General features: G+C 75.4%; 17 protein-coding genes. 2 read left to right on the top strand and 15 right to left on the bottom strand.

The genetic code is table 11. The features are described 5' to 3' along the window. The 3 genes from ribD to E4P39_RS10745 all read right to left on the bottom strand — a co-directional run bounded on the left by ribD (position 1) and on the right by E4P39_RS10745 (position 2,360). Positions 1–1,089 carry a bifunctional diaminohydroxyphosphoribosylaminopyrimidine deaminase/5-amino-6-(5-phosphoribosylamino)uracil reductase RibD gene (gene ribD, locus E4P39_RS10755; RefSeq protein ID WP_209306475.1) on the bottom strand — a complete coding sequence of 363 codons (1,089 nt, stop codon included), beginning with the start codon at positions 1,087–1,089 and terminating at the stop codon, positions 1–3. Further along, the gene (rpe, locus tag E4P39_RS10750) at positions 1,086–1,757 is read right to left on the bottom strand and encodes a ribulose-phosphate 3-epimerase (RefSeq protein ID WP_245159764.1); all 672 of its coding nucleotides are present in this window, start codon (positions 1,755–1,757) and stop codon (positions 1,086–1,088) included. The genes ribD and rpe overlap by 4 nt, the downstream gene beginning before the upstream one ends. A 111-nt stretch (positions 1,758–1,868) precedes the next feature. Then, a complete protein-coding gene (locus E4P39_RS10745) occupies positions 1,869–2,360 on the bottom strand; it encodes an N-acetyltransferase (protein ID WP_135136506.1) in 492 nt (163 codons plus the stop codon). Positions 2,361–2,422: 62 nt separating this feature from the next. On the opposite strand from E4P39_RS10745, the gene E4P39_RS10740 reads away from it, so the two are divergent. Further along, positions 2,423–3,049, top strand: coding sequence for a GPP34 family phosphoprotein (locus E4P39_RS10740; protein ID WP_167761752.1), 627 nt, complete (start codon positions 2,423–2,425; stop codon positions 3,047–3,049). Between the two features lie 21 nt (positions 3,050–3,070). Here E4P39_RS10740 and E4P39_RS10735 read toward each other — a convergent pair whose 3' ends face one another. Genes E4P39_RS10735 through def form a run of 3 tightly spaced genes read right to left on the bottom strand, consistent with a single transcriptional unit; the run spans position 3,071 to position 5,930 of the window. After that, positions 3,071–4,465: a transcription antitermination factor NusB gene (locus E4P39_RS10735; protein WP_135136504.1), complete on the bottom strand. Its 1,395-nt coding sequence runs from the start codon at positions 4,463–4,465 to the stop codon at positions 3,071–3,073. Continuing rightward, positions 4,462–5,448 (bottom strand): methionyl-tRNA formyltransferase, encoded by a 987-nt coding sequence (gene fmt, locus E4P39_RS10730; protein WP_245159763.1) that lies wholly within the window; start codon positions 5,446–5,448, stop codon positions 4,462–4,464. The genes E4P39_RS10735 and fmt overlap by 4 nt, the downstream gene beginning before the upstream one ends. Further along, a complete protein-coding gene (def, locus tag E4P39_RS10725) occupies positions 5,385–5,930 on the bottom strand; it encodes a peptide deformylase (protein ID WP_135136503.1) in 546 nt (181 codons plus the stop codon). Before def ends, fmt begins: the two co-directional genes overlap by 64 nt. A 33-nt stretch (positions 5,931–5,963) precedes the next feature. On the opposite strand from def, the gene E4P39_RS10720 reads away from it, so the two are divergent. Beyond that, positions 5,964–6,458, top strand: coding sequence for a hypothetical protein (locus E4P39_RS10720; protein WP_135136502.1), 495 nt, complete (start codon positions 5,964–5,966; stop codon positions 6,456–6,458). 9 nt (positions 6,459–6,467) lie between these two features. Here E4P39_RS10720 and E4P39_RS10715 read toward each other — a convergent pair whose 3' ends face one another. From E4P39_RS10715 to E4P39_RS10675, 9 genes are all read right to left on the bottom strand, one after another. Further along, positions 6,468–8,429: a primosomal protein N' gene (locus E4P39_RS10715; protein ID WP_135136501.1), complete on the bottom strand. Its 1,962-nt coding sequence runs from the start codon at positions 8,427–8,429 to the stop codon at positions 6,468–6,470. A 74-nt stretch (positions 8,430–8,503) separates the two neighbouring features. After that, positions 8,504–9,718 carry a methionine adenosyltransferase gene (gene metK, locus E4P39_RS10710; protein WP_135136500.1) on the bottom strand — a complete coding sequence of 405 codons (1,215 nt, stop codon included), beginning with the start codon at positions 9,716–9,718 and terminating at the stop codon, positions 8,504–8,506. 105 nt (positions 9,719–9,823) lie between these two features. Continuing rightward, complete coding sequence (gene coaBC, locus E4P39_RS10705) at positions 9,824–11,059, bottom strand: bifunctional phosphopantothenoylcysteine decarboxylase/phosphopantothenate--cysteine ligase CoaBC (protein ID WP_135136499.1); 1,236 nt, start codon at positions 11,057–11,059, stop codon at positions 9,824–9,826. A gap of 156 nt (positions 11,060–11,215) precedes the next feature. Next, entirely contained in the window at positions 11,216–11,479 is a 264-nt protein-coding gene (rpoZ, locus tag E4P39_RS10700) for a DNA-directed RNA polymerase subunit omega (protein ID WP_012949163.1), read from the bottom strand. A 77-nt stretch (positions 11,480–11,556) separates the two neighbouring features. Further along, the gene (gene gmk, locus E4P39_RS10695) at positions 11,557–12,144 is read right to left on the bottom strand and encodes a guanylate kinase (RefSeq protein ID WP_135136498.1); all 588 of its coding nucleotides are present in this window, start codon (positions 12,142–12,144) and stop codon (positions 11,557–11,559) included. A 41-nt stretch (positions 12,145–12,185) separates the two neighbouring features. Next, on the bottom strand, positions 12,186–12,512 hold the full coding sequence (mihF, locus tag E4P39_RS10690) for an integration host factor, actinobacterial type (protein WP_135136497.1): 327 nt from the start codon (positions 12,510–12,512) through the stop codon (positions 12,186–12,188). Between the two features lie 330 nt (positions 12,513–12,842). After that, complete coding sequence (locus E4P39_RS10685; RefSeq protein WP_135136496.1) at positions 12,843–13,145, bottom strand: hypothetical protein; 303 nt, start codon at positions 13,143–13,145, stop codon at positions 12,843–12,845. 38 nt (positions 13,146–13,183) lie between these two features. Beyond that, entirely contained in the window at positions 13,184–14,083 is a 900-nt protein-coding gene (gene pyrF / locus E4P39_RS10680; RefSeq protein ID WP_135136495.1) for an orotidine-5'-phosphate decarboxylase, read from the bottom strand. Beyond that, positions 14,080–15,036 (bottom strand): dihydroorotate dehydrogenase, encoded by a 957-nt coding sequence (locus E4P39_RS10675; RefSeq protein ID WP_209306474.1) that lies wholly within the window; start codon positions 15,034–15,036, stop codon positions 14,080–14,082. Before E4P39_RS10675 ends, pyrF begins: the two co-directional genes overlap by 4 nt. Positions 15,037–15,107 lie beyond the last annotated feature (71 nt).

Below are 15,107 nucleotides of genomic sequence, written 5' to 3'. Positions count from 1 at the left end.
TCAACTCCTTCCCTCCGCGAACTGCCGACCACCAGTGTGCCGGTTCGGCCGCAGGCGGACCTCCACGTCCCCGCCCAAGCGGGTGACGTCGATGATCGCCAGGGACAGCGCACCGGCGATCGTGGGGATTCCCAGGTTCCCCACCAGGGAGGGGCCGGCGCCGAGCAGTTTGGGCGCGAGATGCACCACCGCCTCGTCCACCAGCCCGTGCCGCAGGAAGGCCGCGGCCAGCGTCGGCCCGCCCTCGAGCAGCACCCGGCGCACGTCCCGGTCGAACAGCTCGGCCAGCAGCTCCACGGGGCCCGCGGCCCGGCTCACGTGCGTCGGGGCGGCGTCGTCGAGCACGCGGGCGGTCGCCGGCAGCCGGCCCCGGCGGTCGACGACCACGCGCAGCGGCTGTCGCGGCGCCGTCCGTCCGTCGGCACCGCGGACGGTCAGCTGGGGGTCGTCGGTCAGCGCCGTCCCCGATCCGACGACGACGGCGTCGCAGGTGGCGCGCAGGCGGTGGACGGCCGCCCGCGCCTCCTCGCCGGTGATCCAGCGGCTGGTGCCGTCGGCCGCGGCGACCCGCCCGTCGAGGGTCGCGGCGACCTTCCAGACGACGAAGGGCCGGTGCTCGCGCACGCCGGTCAGCCAGCCCGCGAGGGCGCCCGCCTCGGCCGCGGCCTGCTCCACGCCGAGCTCGACGTCGATGCCCGCGGCGCGGAGCTGGTCCGCTCCCCCGCCGGCGAGCTCGGTCGGCTCGGGGACGGCGACGACCACGCGGGCCACGCCCGCGGCGATCAGCGCGTCCGCGCACGGCCCCGTGCGGCCGGTGTGCGCGCACGGCTCCAGGGTGACGACGACGGTGCCACCACGGGCCCGGTCCCCCGCCGCGGCGAGCGCGGCGATCTCCGCGTGGGGACCCCCGGGCGGGGCCGTGGCCCCCTCGCCGATCGGCGTGCCGTCGGCGGCCAGCACGACGGCGCCGACGGCAGGGTTGGGGCTGGTGGTGCCGAGGACGCCGGAGGCGAGCTCGCGGGCCCGGGCCATGGCGCCGGCCTCGCTCGCCCGGATCATGGCGGCCGGTTCGGCAGGGGTGGCGGTCATCCCCGCATGGCCGATGCGGCCTGCGCCCGCAGGGCCGCGATGGCCTTCCCGGGGTCGTCGGCGCCGTAGACCGCGGACCCGGCGACGAAGACGTCGGCACCGGCCTCGGCGGCCTGCTCGATGGTGTCGGCGTTGATGCCGCCGTCCACCTCGATGAACAGCGTCAGGTGGCCGGCGGCGACCAGATCCCGGGCCCGGCGCACCTTGGGCAGCACCTCGGCGATGAACTCCTGACCGCCGAAGCCGGGCTCGACCGTCATGACCAGGAGGGTGTCGAAGTCGGGCAGCACGTCGAGGTAGTCCTCGAGCGGCGTCCCCGGCTTGAGGGCCAGGCCGGCGAGCGAGCCCGCGGCGCGGAGGTCGCGGGCGACGGCACGCGGGTCGGTGCAGGCCTCGGCGTGCACCGTGACGTTGCGGGCGCCGGCCTCCGCGTAGCCGGGCGCCCAGCGCTCCGGGTTCTCGATCATCAGGTGGCAGTCGAGCGGCACCGGGCTGGCCGCCTGGACCGCCTTCATGACCGGCAGCCCGAAGGTCAGGTTGGGGACGAAGTGCGCGTCCATGACGTCGAAGTGCAGCCAGTCGGCGTCAGCGACCCGCTGGGAGTCCTCCGCCAGCCGGGCGAAGTCCGCCGACAGCAGGCTCGGCGCGATCATCGGTTCCCGGGACACGTCCGCCGAGTCTAGGTGCCGCCCGGAGAGCGACGTCCGTGCATCGAGACCGTGCGCCGATGAGCAGGTCCGGGCCGATTTCCTGCGCATCCGCGCCCACTGATCGGATGCCTAGCGCGGGGGAAGCGCGTTCCACTCCGCCCAGGAGAGATCGCGGCCGACATAGCGGGGCCGGCGAATCGGCCAGCTGTCCAGCCATCGGGGCACGAACTCGTCCAGCGCCCGCTCGACGTCGCTGCCGACGAGGCGGTCCACGACCCACCAGGAGACCTCGGCCCCGACGCCACCGGACTTGGTCGGGGGATCGATGTAGACGCAGCCCAGCAGTTCCGCCTCGTCGTCCTCGAACAGCCCGTAGAGGAAGCTCTCGTGCGCCGCGATCTCCCGCTCGTGGTGGGCGAGGTCGTCGCGGTCCTGCTCGGGGGTCATGTGGGCCGGCGGCCAGCCCCAGGCGTCGCCGTAGATCGACCAGAGCCGCTCGCGCGAGCCCATGACCGCGGGAAAGTCGATCTCGGTGTCGGCCGCGCCCATCGGTCGCAGGTGCTGCCCCGTGGGCAGCCCGACGCGGACGGGGTGGTCGAAGTCCTCGGGAAGCCAGGCCACGGGCGGCAAGGTAGCGCCTCCGCGGGATGCCTCTCCGCCGACCCCCGGCCTACGGTGCCGACGTGGACCTGTCCGGAGGTGTGGCGGTGCGGGTGTCCGCGCTGTGCCTGGACCGGGACGGCCGGCTGACGGATCGGCTGCTCTTCTCCGACGCCGTCCGCGCGGGTCTGCTGCTGGACCTCGCCCTGGCCGGGCGACTGCAGTCGACCGCGGAGAGCATCGAGGTGGACGAGGCGCCGACCGGGTTCGGGCCCGCCGACCGGCTGCTCGCCGCGATGGCCGTCGAGTCCGGGCGGTCCCTCGACGAGTGGCGGGTCGAACGGCGGATCGGACTGCGCGACGTTGCGGCGGCGAACGTCGCATCCGGGTCCTGGGTGCGCCGGACGGGGCCGTTCGGCCTGCGCCCCCGGTACACCGACCGGAACCGCGACCGGGCCGCACGCGACGCGGCTCGGAGCACGGCGGACTGGCCGCGGGACGCGACCCCGGCGGACGCCTGCGTGACCGCTCTCGCCGCGGCGAGCGGCCTGCTCGACCGCGACGCCGGCCTTCCGGAGGGCCCGGCCCCGGCGGTGCTCGCCGCGGCCGCGCCCGTGGAATGGCTCTGCGCGGTCGCCGCCGAGCACCTCCAGCGGGCCCACCGCCGATACCTCGACCAGGCGAGTGCCCTGGGGACCGGCTTCTTCTGAGCGACGCGGTCCGGGCGGCCGTCAGCGCGTGCGGCGGAGCAGTGCCATGAACATCGCGTCGGTGCCGTGCCGGTGCGGCCACAGCTGGCCGTGGTCGCCGCGGGCCATGTCCGGGACGTCGGGGAACAGCGGCGGGACCGCGAGCACCTCGACGTCGTCGCGCGCAGCTGCAGCGTCGACGATCGCCACCGTCTCCGCGGGATGGGGCGAGCAGGTCACGTAGGCGACCACTCCCCCGATCCGCACCGACGCGAGGGCGCTGTCCAGCAGCGCCGTCTGCAGCTCCGCGAGCGGCGCGACGTCCTCGGCCGTCCGGCGCCAGCGCACCTCCGGCCGGCGCCGCAGTGCTCCCAGGCCGGTGCACGGCGCGTCCAGGAGCACCCGGTCGAAGGAGCCGGGTGCCCAGGGCGGCGCCAGGCCGTCGGCGGCGAGCACCTCGACGTCGTCCTCGCCGGCCAGTGCCGAGCGCACGAGCTCGGCGCGGTGCGGCGCCCGGTCGGCCGCGGTCAACCGCACGCCGTCGGGGCGGACGGCGGCCAGCAGCCCGGACTTGCCGCCCGGCCCCGCGCACATGTCGAGCCAGGCCCCGTCCGGCCCGTCGACGGGAGCGCGTGCCAGCAGCAGCGCGGCCAGCTGACTGCCCTCGTCCTGGACCGCGGCCGCACCGGAGCGCACGGAGCGCAGCCGGCCGGGATCACCCCCGTGCAGCCGGACGGCGAACGGCGACCACGGCCCCGGCTCGCCGCCGGACTCCGCCGCCAGCTCGTCGCGGCCGATCCGGCGGGCCACCAGGTGCACGTCGGGCGCCGCGTCGTCGGCCAGCAGCGCAGGCTCGAGCTCGTCGTCGCCCCCCAGCGCGTCGCGCCAGGCGTCGACGATCCAGCGCGGGTGGTTGGTGGCGAGGGCGAGCCGCTCGGCGTCGTCCCCACCCAGCCGGTCCAGCCAGTGCTCCCGGTCGCCCGCCGCGACCTTCCGCAGCACGGCGTTCACCAGGCCGGACGCGCCGGCGCCGATGATGGCGCGGGTCAGGTTGACGGTCGTGTCGACCGCGGCGTGCGACGGCACCCGGAGGTCGATCAGCTGGTAGGCGCCCAGGCGCAGCAGGTCGAGGACGCGGGGATCCAGCTCGGCCAGCGGGCGGGACACGAGCCCGGTGAGCACCGCGTCGAGCGTGCCCTGCGCGCGCAGCGTGCCGTAGGCGAGCTGGGTGGCGAAGGCGGCGTCGCGCTCCTCGAGGTGCCGCTCGCGCAGCAGCTGCGGGAGCAGCAGGTTCGCGTAGGCGGCGCGCGAGGAGACGCCGTCCAGGACGTCGTAGGCGGTCAGCCGCGCCCCGTCCAGGACGGGACGCCGGGTGGCGGGGTGGCGGCGCTGACCGGGCCGCGGTCCGCTGGAGGTCTTCCGGGGCGGGCGGTTCATGTCCCCACCCGTTCGCCGGCCGCGGGACGTGCGCCGCGGGCCCAGTCGGCGGCGGGCAGCATCCGCTTGCCCGCCGGCTGGACCTGCCCGAGGCGGACCGCTCCGCGTCCGGTGCCGACCAGCACGCCGTCGGCGGAGGACCGGATCTCACCGGGGTGGAGCTCGTCGGCGGGCACCGGCTCCACCGGGCCGAGCCGGAGCCGCTCCCCGCGCCACGTCGTCCAGGCGCCGGGGGCCGGGGTGACGCCCCGGACGCGCCGGTCGACCACGTGGGCGGGCAGCGCCCAGTCGACGCGGGCGTCGGCGGTCTCTATCCGCGGCGCGAGGCTGACCCCGTCGGCCGGCTGCGGCTCGGCGACCAGGGTGCCCGCCTCGATCCCGTCCAGCGTGGCGACCAGCAGGCCGGCACCGCTCACGGCGAGCCGGTCGAGGAGGTCGCCGGCGGTGTCCCGCGGGCCGATCGGCTCGGTGACGAGGCCGAAGACGGGACCGGTGTCGAGGCCCGCCTCGAGCCGGAACGTCGCGGCGCCGGTCAGCTCGTCGCCGGCCATGATCGCGTGCTGCACGGGCGCCGCGCCGCGCCAGGCCGGGAGCAGCGAGAAGTGCAGGTTGACCCACCCGTGACGCGGGATGTCCAGGGCGGCGGGAGGCACCAGCGCGCCGTAGGCCACCACCGGCGCGCAGTCGACGGCGAGGCCGGCGAGCTCGGCCAGGAACTCCGGCTCACGCGGCGAGCGCGGCTGCAGGACGGGGATGCCGGCGGCGTCGGCGCGTTCGGCGACCGGTGACCGGGACACCTTGCGGCCGCGGCCGGCCGGGGCGTCGGGCCGGGTGAGCACCGCCACGACCTCGTGACCGGAGCCGAGCAGTGCCTCGAGCGAGGGGACGGCGGGCGCCGGGGTACCCGCGAACAGGAGCCTCAGTGGGGGCTCACCTTCACGACGGGAGCCGGCGCGGGCAGGTAGTGGGCCATGCCCGCCCACTCGGCCTCCCGGAGCTCGCTGAGCGCAGCGGCCCGGGCCGCTGCGTCGAGCCGGTCGACGAACAGGACGCCGTCGAGATGGTCGGTCTCGTGCTGGATGGCGCGGGCCAGCAGCTCGGCCCCCTCGACGCGCACGGGGTCGCCGTGCATGTTCCAGCCGCTGGCGACGACGTGCAGGTGACGCCGGCAGTCCCAGCGGTAGCCGGGGATCGAGAGGCACCCCTCGGGGCCCTCCTCGACCTCGTCGCCCACCGGCGTGACGTCGGGGTTGACCAGATGGCCCACCTCGCCGTCCACGTACCAGGTGAAGACCCGCAGGCCCACGCCGATCTGCGGAGCGGCCAGACCGGCGCCTCCCGCCGCGAACATCGTCTCGGTCAGATCGCCGACGAGCTGCCGCAGCTCGGCATCGAAGTCGACGACCGGCGCGGCGGGCGTGCTCAGCACGGGGTCGCCGAACAGCCGGATCGGGGTCACGCTCACCCGTCGATCGTAGGCGGCCCTAGATTTGTCTCCGTGCCATCGCTCCGCACCCACCGGATCCGCGCCGTGACCAGCAGCCTGGTCGAGGGACTCGCCGTCGGCGGCCTGCTGGCCGGCCGGGAGGCGCCACCCTGGTCCCGGCCCCGCGTGCTCATCGCGACCGCTGCCGGAGCACTGCTGGTCGTCGACCAGCTCAGCGTCGACCTGCCCCGCGTGCTGCGCGAGGCGCGCACGCTCGGGACGGTCGCGGCCACGCCACCGGAGGAGCGCCGCGCACTCGTCGAGGCCGGCGTGCGGGCCGTCGCGGGCGGCCTGGCTCTGCAGCTGCTCGATCGGCCGGTCCGCGGCAGGCTCGCCCGACGCGGCATCCGGCATCCGCACCGGTGGTTCGGAGCGGCGGCCGGGCTGACCCAGGTCGCGGTCGTCGCGCCGGTCTACTGGCGGCTGGCGGCCGACCGGGCCCGGCGGGAGGCCGAGCTGGACGCGGCGATCGAGGCGGAGCTGCAGGAGATCGCCGCGGGGCACTGAGCCCGCGGGTCAGACCAGGTCGAGGGGGTCGAGCTGCACGCGCACGTGCTCGGGCACCTTCTTCGCGCTGCGCACGCCCTGGACGTCCGCGAGCGCGCGGGCCAGCGCGAGGCCCTCCCCGCGCGGGACCCGCACCAGGTAGCGCTCCCGCTCGCCCTCCTGCCCCGGCCGCGGGGGCTCGGGCACCGGGCCGAGCAGGTCGGCGCCCTCCGGTAGCCGGGCCGCCGCCAGGAACTCCGCCAGCGCCGCCGGGGAGCCGGCCAGCGACGCGATCCGGGTGACCGGCGGGAAGCCGAGCTCCCGCCGGTCGGCGAGCTCGCGCTCGGCCAGCCACGCCGGGTCCCAGCGCACCAGGGCCTGGACGACGGGGTGGGCGGCGTCGGCGGCGACCACGACGTGCCCGTCCGCGGACGCGGGCCGGACCAGGGACGCCGCGTTCATCCAGCGGCGCAGCGTCTCCTCGCCGGCGCGCAGGTCGGCGCGGCCCAGCAGCGCCCAGGAGTCCAGCAGCAGCGCCGCGCCGTACCCACCGTCGGCCACGGGCTCGGCTCCGGGGGTGGCGACGACGAGCGAGGGTCCGGCCGGCACCGTCGCCAGCACCCCGGACGTGCTGCCGGACGTGCGCACCACGGCCCCGGGGAAGGCCCTCGCCAGCTCCTCCGCCGTCCGGGACTCCCCGACGACGGCCGCCCGCAGCTTGGTGCCGTGGCAGTACGGGCAGTCGAAGGTCGCCGCCGGGCGGGCACACCACCGGCAGGCGGGTATCCGGGCGCCGCCGGGCCCCGGCCGCGGCGAGATCCCGAGGGGTCCCGCGCACGAGGCGCACCGGGCCGGCGCCCGGCAGCGGGCACACGCCAGGGAGGGGACGTAGCCCCGGCGCGGCACCTGCACGAGCACGGGCGCGCCGGAGGCGAGGGCCCGGCGGGCGGCCTCGTGCGCCAGCGAGGGCAGGCGCGCGGAGCGGGCGGCGGGGTCGCGCGCCAGCTGGAAGTCGTCGCCGAGGGCCTCGACCCGGGGCGCCGTCGTCCGGAGCACGGACCGGTCGGCGGCGAGCTCGTGCGCCCAGCCTGTCTCGACCAGCAGGGCCGCCTCGGCGGTGCGCGACGTGCCGGCGACGACGGCGGCGCAGTTGTCCAGCCAGGCCCGCTGGACGAGGACGTCGCGGGCGTGCGGATAGGGGGCGTGCTCGTCGGCGTGCAGGTCGTCGCCGTCGTCCCACACGACCACCAGTCCGAGGTCGCGCACGGGCGCGAACATCGCCGCCCGGGTGCCGAGCACCACCTGGGCCGCTCCGCGGGACGCGGCGAGGAACTGGCGGTAGCGCTTCTCCGGGGAGTCGTCGGCGCGCAGCACGGTGAACGAGGCGGCGGGCAACGACCGCGCCGCGGCGGCGGCGAGCCGGTCGAGGTCCCGCCCGTCGGGGACGACGACGAGCGACCCCCGCCGTCCGGACAGGGCGGCCTGGCAGAGCTCGACCAGCCGGGTGGGCCAGTCCTCGCCCGGGAGCGCCGTCCACACCGCCCGCGCGGGGCGTCCGTCGGCCAGCGCGGTGAGGAGGGCCGGCCCCGCCGCATACCGGGCGAACCCGGCCGGATCGGGGCCGCCCGGCAGGGTGTCGGGCGTCGGTGTCGGCCGCTTCTCCGCGGCCGCGCGACGGGGCGGGACCGCCAGCCGCAGGACGTCACCGAGGGTTCCCGCGTACCGGTCCGCGACCACCCGGGCCAGGCGGGCCACCTGCGCGGTGAGCACCGGCTCGCCCGAGGGGACGTGCGACAGCGGCAGGAGCTTCCCGGCGAAGTCGGTGGCGTCGGCCAGCGACAGCACGAACCCGTCCAGCAGCTGGCCGCTGAACCGGACGCGGACCCGGCAGCCGGCCTGCACCGTGCCGGCGAACTTCTCCGGCACGGCGTAGTCGAACGGCCGGTCCAGGTGGGCCAGCGGCACATCGACGACGACCCGGGCCACCTGCACGGGGCGGTGGGCGGGTTGGCCACCAGCGCGCGAGGAGCCCGGGTCGTCGGGTGGAGCGGGGGTGTCCAGTGCGGTCAGGCGCCGGCCGTAGAGATGCCCACGGCTGATTGCAAGGCCGCCACGCGGTCGAGACGCTCCCAGGGCAGCTCGACGTCGGTCCGGCCGAAGTGCCCGTAGGCCGCCGTCGGCGTGTAGATCGGCCGCAGCAGGTCGAGGTCTCGCACGATCGCGCCGGGTCGCAGGTCGAAGACCGAGCCGATCGCCTTCTCCAGGACGTCGTCGGCGATGGTGCCGGTGCCGAACGTCTCCACGAACAGGCCGACCGGGTGGGCGGCGCCGATGGCGTAGGCGACCTGCACCTCGCAGCGGCGCGCGAGACCGGCGGCGACGACGTTCTTGGCGACCCAGCGCATCGCGTAGGCGCCGGAGCGGTCGACCTTCGACGGGTCCTTGCCCGAGAAGGCGCCGCCGCCGTGGCGGGCCATGCCGCCGTAGGTGTCGACGATGATCTTCCGGCCGGTCAGCCCGGCGTCGCCCATGGGGCCGCCGATGACGAACTTGCCGGTCGGGTTCACCAGCAGCCGGTAGCCGTCGGTGGGCAGCCCGAGCGCGGCCAGCTCGGGCTCGACCACGAGCTCCTGGATGTCGGGGGTGAGCAGCTGCTCGATCGAGATGTCCTCGGCGTGCTGGGAGGAGACGACGACGGTGTCGACGGCGACCGGCTGGTCGTCCTCGTAGACCACCGTCACCTGGGTCTTCCCGTCGGGCCGCAGGTAGGGCACCGAGCCGTCCTTGCGCACCGCGGACAGCCGGCGGGCCAGCCGGTGGGCCAGCGCGATCGGCAGCGGCATCAGCTCGGGGGTCTCGTCGGTGGCGTAGCCGAACATCAGGCCCTGGTCGCCGGCGCCCTGGCGGGAGATCTGGTCCTCGGCGTCCTCGACGTGGGTGCGGGTCTCGTAGGCGGTGTCCACGCCCTGCGCGATGTCGGGCGACTGCGCGCCGATGGACACGCTGACGCCGCACGAGGCACCGTCGAAGCCCTTGCGCGAGGAGTCGTAGCCGATCCGCAGGACCGTCTCGCGCACGATGGTGGCGATGTCGACGTAGCCGGCGGTGGTGACCTCACCGGCGATGTGCACCTGACCGGTCGTGATCATGGTCTCGACGGCCACCCGGCTGGCCGGGTCCTGCGTCAGCATCGCGTCCAGGATCGAGTCGCTGATCTGGTCGGCGATCTTGTCCGGGTGGCCCTCGGTGACCGACTCGGAGGTGAAGAGACGGCGTGACACTCGGTACTCCCTGCGACGGCGGACGGTCGGCTCTGGCTGGAGCCGCCATGAACGTTACCGGCGGGGGCCGACCGTCGTGCGGGGGCGGCGGCCACCGGCCGGTGGTCAGCGCGAGGGCGGGTCGCCCAGCCGCGCGGCGACCGCGGTCCAGATGCCCGCCGCGACCGCGTCCTTGCTGTCGCGGGGCACCTCGGTGGCCGAGCCGTCGGCACCGAGCACGATCACGGCGTTGTCGGCCCGGCCGAACACCTGGCCGCCGGAGACGTCGTTCACCACGAGCAGGTCGCAGCCCTTGCGGGCGAGCTTGTCGCGGGCGTGCGTGAGCACGTCGGCGTCCTCGTCGCCGGTCTCGGCGGCGAAGCCGACGACGAGCTGGCCGGCCGTCCGCTTGGTGACGAGCTCGGCGAGCACGTCGGGGTTGCGCACCAGCGGCACGGCGCTCGGCTCCCCGGCGCTCCCCTTCTTCAGCTTGGTGGCGGCGGCGACCTCGGGGCGGAAGTCCGCGACGGCGGCGCTCATGACGACGACGTCGGCCTCGACCGCCTCGGCCAGCATCGCGGTGCGCAGCTCCTCCGCCGTCCCGACCGGGACGACGCGGACGCCGAACGGGACCGGCAGGTCCACGTTCGCGGCGACGAGGACGACGTCGGCGCCGCGGGCCGCCGCCACCCGGGCCAGCGCCCAGCCCTGCTTGCCCGAGGAACGGTTGCCGAGATAACGCACCGGGTCCAGCGGCTCCCGGGTGCCGCCGGCGCTGATCACCACCCTCCGGCCGGACAGGTCGGGCCGGAGTGAGTCGGCGCCGTGCTTCAGCACGACCATGGCGAGCGCCGCGATGTCGGCCGGTTCGGGCAACCGGCCCGGCCCGGAGTCGGGGCCGGTCAGCCGCCCGACGGCCGGCGGGAGGACGACCGCTCCGCGGCGGCGCAGCGTGGCGACGTTGTCCTGCGTCGCGGGGTGCAGCCACATCTCGGTGTGCATCGCCGGCACGAAGACGACCGGGCAGGAGGCCGTCAGCAACGTCGCGGTGAGCAGGTCGTCCGCGCGGCCCATCGCGGCGCGGGCGAGCAGGTCGGCGGTGGCCGGCGCGACGACGACGAGGTCGGCGTGCTGGCCGATCCGGACGTGCGCGACCTCGGGGACGTCGGACCAGACGTCGGTGGTGACCGGGTTCCCCGAGAGCGCCTCGAACGTGGCGGCGCCGACGAAGTGGAGCGCGCCGGGTGTGGGGACGACGCGGACGTCGTGGCCCGCCTCGGTGAAGGCGCGCAGCACGAAGGCGGCCTTGTACGCGGCCACTCCCCCGCTCACACCCAGCACGATCGACGACACGACGCTCATCCTCCCAATCGCACCTCCGGTGTGTAGCCGGAGCCTGCGGCACTACCTCAAAAGAGAAGGCACCCGGCAGCGACTGCCGGGTGCCTTCTCATCAGTTCTGGTTGCCCCGAACGGGGCGGTCGGAGTCTGTGTTCCGGTTCCCCAGCGGAGCAGCGATCAGTTCTCGCCGGCGGTGTGGGTCAGCAGACCCTCGTTGATCTCGCGGAGCGCGATCGACAGCGGCTTCTCCTGCGGTGCGGTGTCGACCAGCGGGCCGACGTACTCCAGCAGGCCCTCGGAGAGCTGGCTGTAGTAGGCGTTGATCTGGCGGGCCCGCTTGGCGGCGAAGATGACCAGGCCGTACTTGCTGCTGGTGCGCTCGAGCAGCTCGTCGATCGGCGGGTTGGTGATGCCCTCGGGGGCAGGTGCGACTCCGGACACGGGCGGGCGTGCTCCTCATTCGATAGCGGGAGGAAGCGGCCGGTGGGGACCACCGGCGGTGCTCTTCCTCGGGGGCACTACTCGCCTGGCACGAGACCGGGCGAGGGCGCAGTCAGCAAGCTTACCAACTCGTCCGCGGCCCGGGCGACGTCGTCGTTGACGACGACGCGGTCGAACTCCCCCGAGGCGTCCAGCTCGGCCTGCGCCAGGGCGAGGCGACGCTCCTGGACGGCGGGTGGTTCCGACCCCCGGCCGGCCAGTCGGCTGACCAGGGCGGCCCAGGACGGAGGCGCCAGGAACACCAGCTGCGCCTCGGGATCGCGGTCCCGCACCTGCCGTGCACCCTGCAGCTCGATCTCCAGCAGCGCCGGGGCGCCGGTGGAGAGTCGCTTGCGCAGCTGGTCGAGCGGTGTGCCGTAGCGGTTGCCTGCGTACTCGGCCCACTCCAGCAGGCCGTCGGTCTCGATCAGGCGGTCGAACTCGGCGTCGTCCACGAAGTGGTAGTCGACCCCGTCGACCTCACCCGGTCGAGGACGACGAGTGGTGACCGACACCGACACCCAGACCTCGGGATGCCGTCGCCGGACCTCCGCGACGACGGTGCCCTTGCCTACCCCGGACGGGCCGGAGAGCACGGTCAACCGCGCCGGTGTTGCTGCTACCACTCGTCGTCCTCATCCGGGGTCGTCCATCGCGCCGAGCGTGCTCAGCCGGCCTTCTCGCCGGCGAACTCGGCCTCGAGCGCCTTCCGCTGGTTGGCTCCCAGGCCGCGCACGCGGCGGGTCGGGGAGATCTCCAGGCGCTCCATGATCTTCGCAGCCCGGGCCTTGCCGACTCCGGGCAGGGACTCCAGGACCGCGGAGACGCGCATCTTGCCGATCACCTCGTCGGTGTCGCCCTGCTTCAGGACGTCGCCGACCGTGGCGCCCTTGCTCTTCAGCCGCTCGCGCAGCTCGGCGCGTGCCTTGCGGGCCGCCGCCGCCTTCTCGAGCGCGGCGGCGCGTTGTTCCGGGGACAGGTCAGGCAGGGGCATGGCAGACCCAATCGTGTCGTTCGCGGGACCGTTTCTCGACCCGTCAGTTGGGGGTGAGTCGTTGAGACAGCGGCTCGCCTCTGAGCCTCATGGAGACCGTACTTCCCGGCAAATCCGCTGGTCACGCCCCCTGCGCGCGGAAAACCACAGCCTCCCGCGCGCCGACTTCACACCCTGTCCACGAGTGTGATCACGCGTGGTGATCAGTGCAGGTCAGCGCGCTCCGATACGAGTCGGTTCCGGATAGGTGTCTTGCGCTTTCCCGGGCGCGTCCGGGTGCGACACGCCGTCGCCGACACGCCGGACGCCTCTGGTCCCGATCGGCGGAAGTCACCCGGCGCGGCGACGAGCCGCGCGAAGGCCGGCGAACCAGCCGGCCAGACCGGTGAGCACCAGCAGCCCGAGGACGGCGATCCCGCCCCCGACGAGCTGCCCGACGCTCGAGCGCACCGCGCCGTCGAAGGCCAGGGTGAGCTCGCTCCGGTACGCCCCGGGATCCTCCGCCTCCAGCGGTGCGTTCCCGCCGGTGTAGACGGTCACGGGGTCCGCGGCCGAGCTGAGGACCACCGCCGCCCCGGCGACGACCAGCGCCGCGCCGAGGCCGGCGAGCAGCCAGGGCAGCGCTCTGCTCATCCCGCCAGGCTCATCCCGCCAGGCTCATCCCGCGAGGCTCATCCCGCGAGCTCCCCCGCCCAGCGGTCCGCGGCGGCGCGCAGCGCGCCGACGTCGGGCCCGGCGGACAGGACGTCCCGGGACACCGTGGGGACGACGGCCCGGCCGGTGCCGAAGAGCCGCCGGAGGTCGGCCGGCGAACCGCCCTGCGCCCCGAGGCCCGGTGCGAGGATCGGGCCGCCGAGGCCGTCGAGGTCGACGTCCAGCTCGGGCAGGGTGGCGCCGACGACGACGCCGAACGATCCGGTCGACGGACCCCAGCCGGTGGCCAGGTCGCGGACCGCCGCGATGTCGGGCACCGGGTCGCCGACGACCCAGTCCGGGGTGTTCCAGCCACGCACGGTGTCGACCACCACCTGGGCGACCGACCGCTGCCCGACGAGCGCGTGCTGCAGCGTCCCCGCCTCCGGGTTCGAGGTCCGGGCCAGCACGAAGAGCCCACCGCCGGAGCGGACGGCGGTGCGCCGGGCGGGCTCGAGCGACTCCGGCCCCAGGTAGGGGCTCACGGTCAGGGCGTCGACGCGCATGGGGTGGTCGCCGGCGAGGTAGTCGGCGTAGGCGTCCATCGTGGAGCCGATGTCGCCCCGCTTGGCGTCGAGCAGCACCAGGGCGCCGGCGGCCCGGATCCGGGCGACGGCGTCCTCCAGCACTGCGACCCCGCGGGCCCCGAAGCGCTCGTAGAACGCCATCTGCGGCTTGAGCACCGCCACCGAGCCGGCCAGCGCCTCGACGACGGCGTCGGTGAACCGCCGCAGGCCGTCCAGGTCGTCGCCGACGCCCCAGTCCAGCAGCAGTGCCCGGTGCGGGTCGATGCCCACGCAGAGCGGGCCACGGTCGGCCACGGCGGCGGCCAGACGGCGGCCGAACGGTGCGACGTCGTCGAGTGCAGAGGCGCTCATCGCTCGACTCCGGCCGGACGGTGGGCGTGGCCGACGGCGTCGGACAGCGATGCGAAGCCGCGCGCCGCGAGCACCGCCGCGAGCTCGTCGTGGATCCGGACGGGCGCTGACGGGTCGTTGAACACGGCGGTGCCGACCGAGACGGCGCTCGCGCCGGCCAGGACGAACTGCAGGGCGTCCAGGCCGTTGCGGATGCCACCCATCCCGAGGATGGGCACCTCCGGCATCGCCGCGTGCACCTGCCAGACGCAGCGCAGCGCCACCGGGCGGATGGCCGGCCCGGAGAGGCCGCCGGTCACCCCGCCGAGCACCGGGCGCATGGTGTCGGGGTCGATGACCAGGCCGAGCAGGGTGTTGATCATCGACAGCCCGTCGGCGCCGGCGTCGCGAACCGCACGCGCGACCGAGACGATGTCGGTGACGTCCGGGCTGAGCTTGGCGTAGACCGGCTGCGCAGGGTCCGCGGCGGCGCGGACGGCGGAGAGCACGTCCGAGGCCGCCACGGGGTCGCAGGCGAACACCTCGCCGCGGCTCTCCACGTTCGGGCAGCTGATGTTGACCTCGAGGCCGAGCACCCCGGGGACGCCGCGCAACCGCTCGGCCAGCTCGGCGAAGTCCTCGACCCGGGTGCCGGCGATGGAGACGAAGGCCCGCGCCCCGCGCTCGGCCAGCCAGGGCAGGTCCTCGGCCAGCAGCCCGTCGATCCCCGGGCCCTGCAGGCCGATCGAGTTGAGCATGCCGCTCGGCGTCTCCGCCATCCGCGGCGTCGGCCGGCCGGACCGCGGGCGCAGCTGCACCGACTTGGTCACGACGGCGCCGAGCGCGGTCAGGTCGACGAACGGCTCCAGCTCCTGCCCGAAGGCCGAGCACCCGGAGGCGGTCAGCACCGGGCCCGGGATCTCCACCGCGCCGAGCGCCGTCCGCATGTCGACGCCGGTCTCGACGACCGTCATGGCGAGACCGCCCCCACTCCATCAGTGAGCTTTCGGTACCGAGAGCGCGCGCCGACGGCGCAGCTTTCTGT

It is taken from the genome of Blastococcus sp. CT_GayMR19 (genome assembly GCF_004570385.1).
GTDB lineage: Bacteria > Actinomycetota > Actinomycetes > Mycobacteriales > Geodermatophilaceae > Blastococcus_B.
The sequence above is the reverse complement of the archived record's forward strand: the minus strand, read 5'-3'. Positions and strand labels throughout refer to the sequence as shown.

Coding starts and splice junctions, on each gene's coding strand:
- ribD (WP_209306475.1), bottom strand. CDS start 1,089: ATGACCGCCACCCCTGCCGAACCGGCCGCCATGATCCGGGCGAGCGAG.
- E4P39_RS10735 (WP_135136504.1), bottom strand. CDS start 4,465: ATGAACCGCCCGCCCCGGAAGACCTCCAGCGGACCGCGGCCCGGTCAG.
- coaBC (WP_135136499.1), bottom strand. CDS start 11,059: ATGAGCGTCGTGTCGTCGATCGTGCTGGGTGTGAGCGGGGGAGTGGCC.
- mihF (WP_135136497.1), bottom strand. CDS start 12,512: ATGCCCCTGCCTGACCTGTCCCCGGAACAACGCGCCGCCGCGCTCGAG.
- E4P39_RS10685 (WP_135136496.1), bottom strand. CDS start 13,145: ATGAGCAGAGCGCTGCCCTGGCTGCTCGCCGGCCTCGGCGCGGCGCTG.
- pyrF (WP_135136495.1), bottom strand. CDS start 14,083: ATGAGCGCCTCTGCACTCGACGACGTCGCACCGTTCGGCCGCCGTCTG.
- E4P39_RS10675 (WP_209306474.1), bottom strand. CDS start 15,036: ATGACGGTCGTCGAGACCGGCGTCGACATGCGGACGGCGCTCGGCGCG.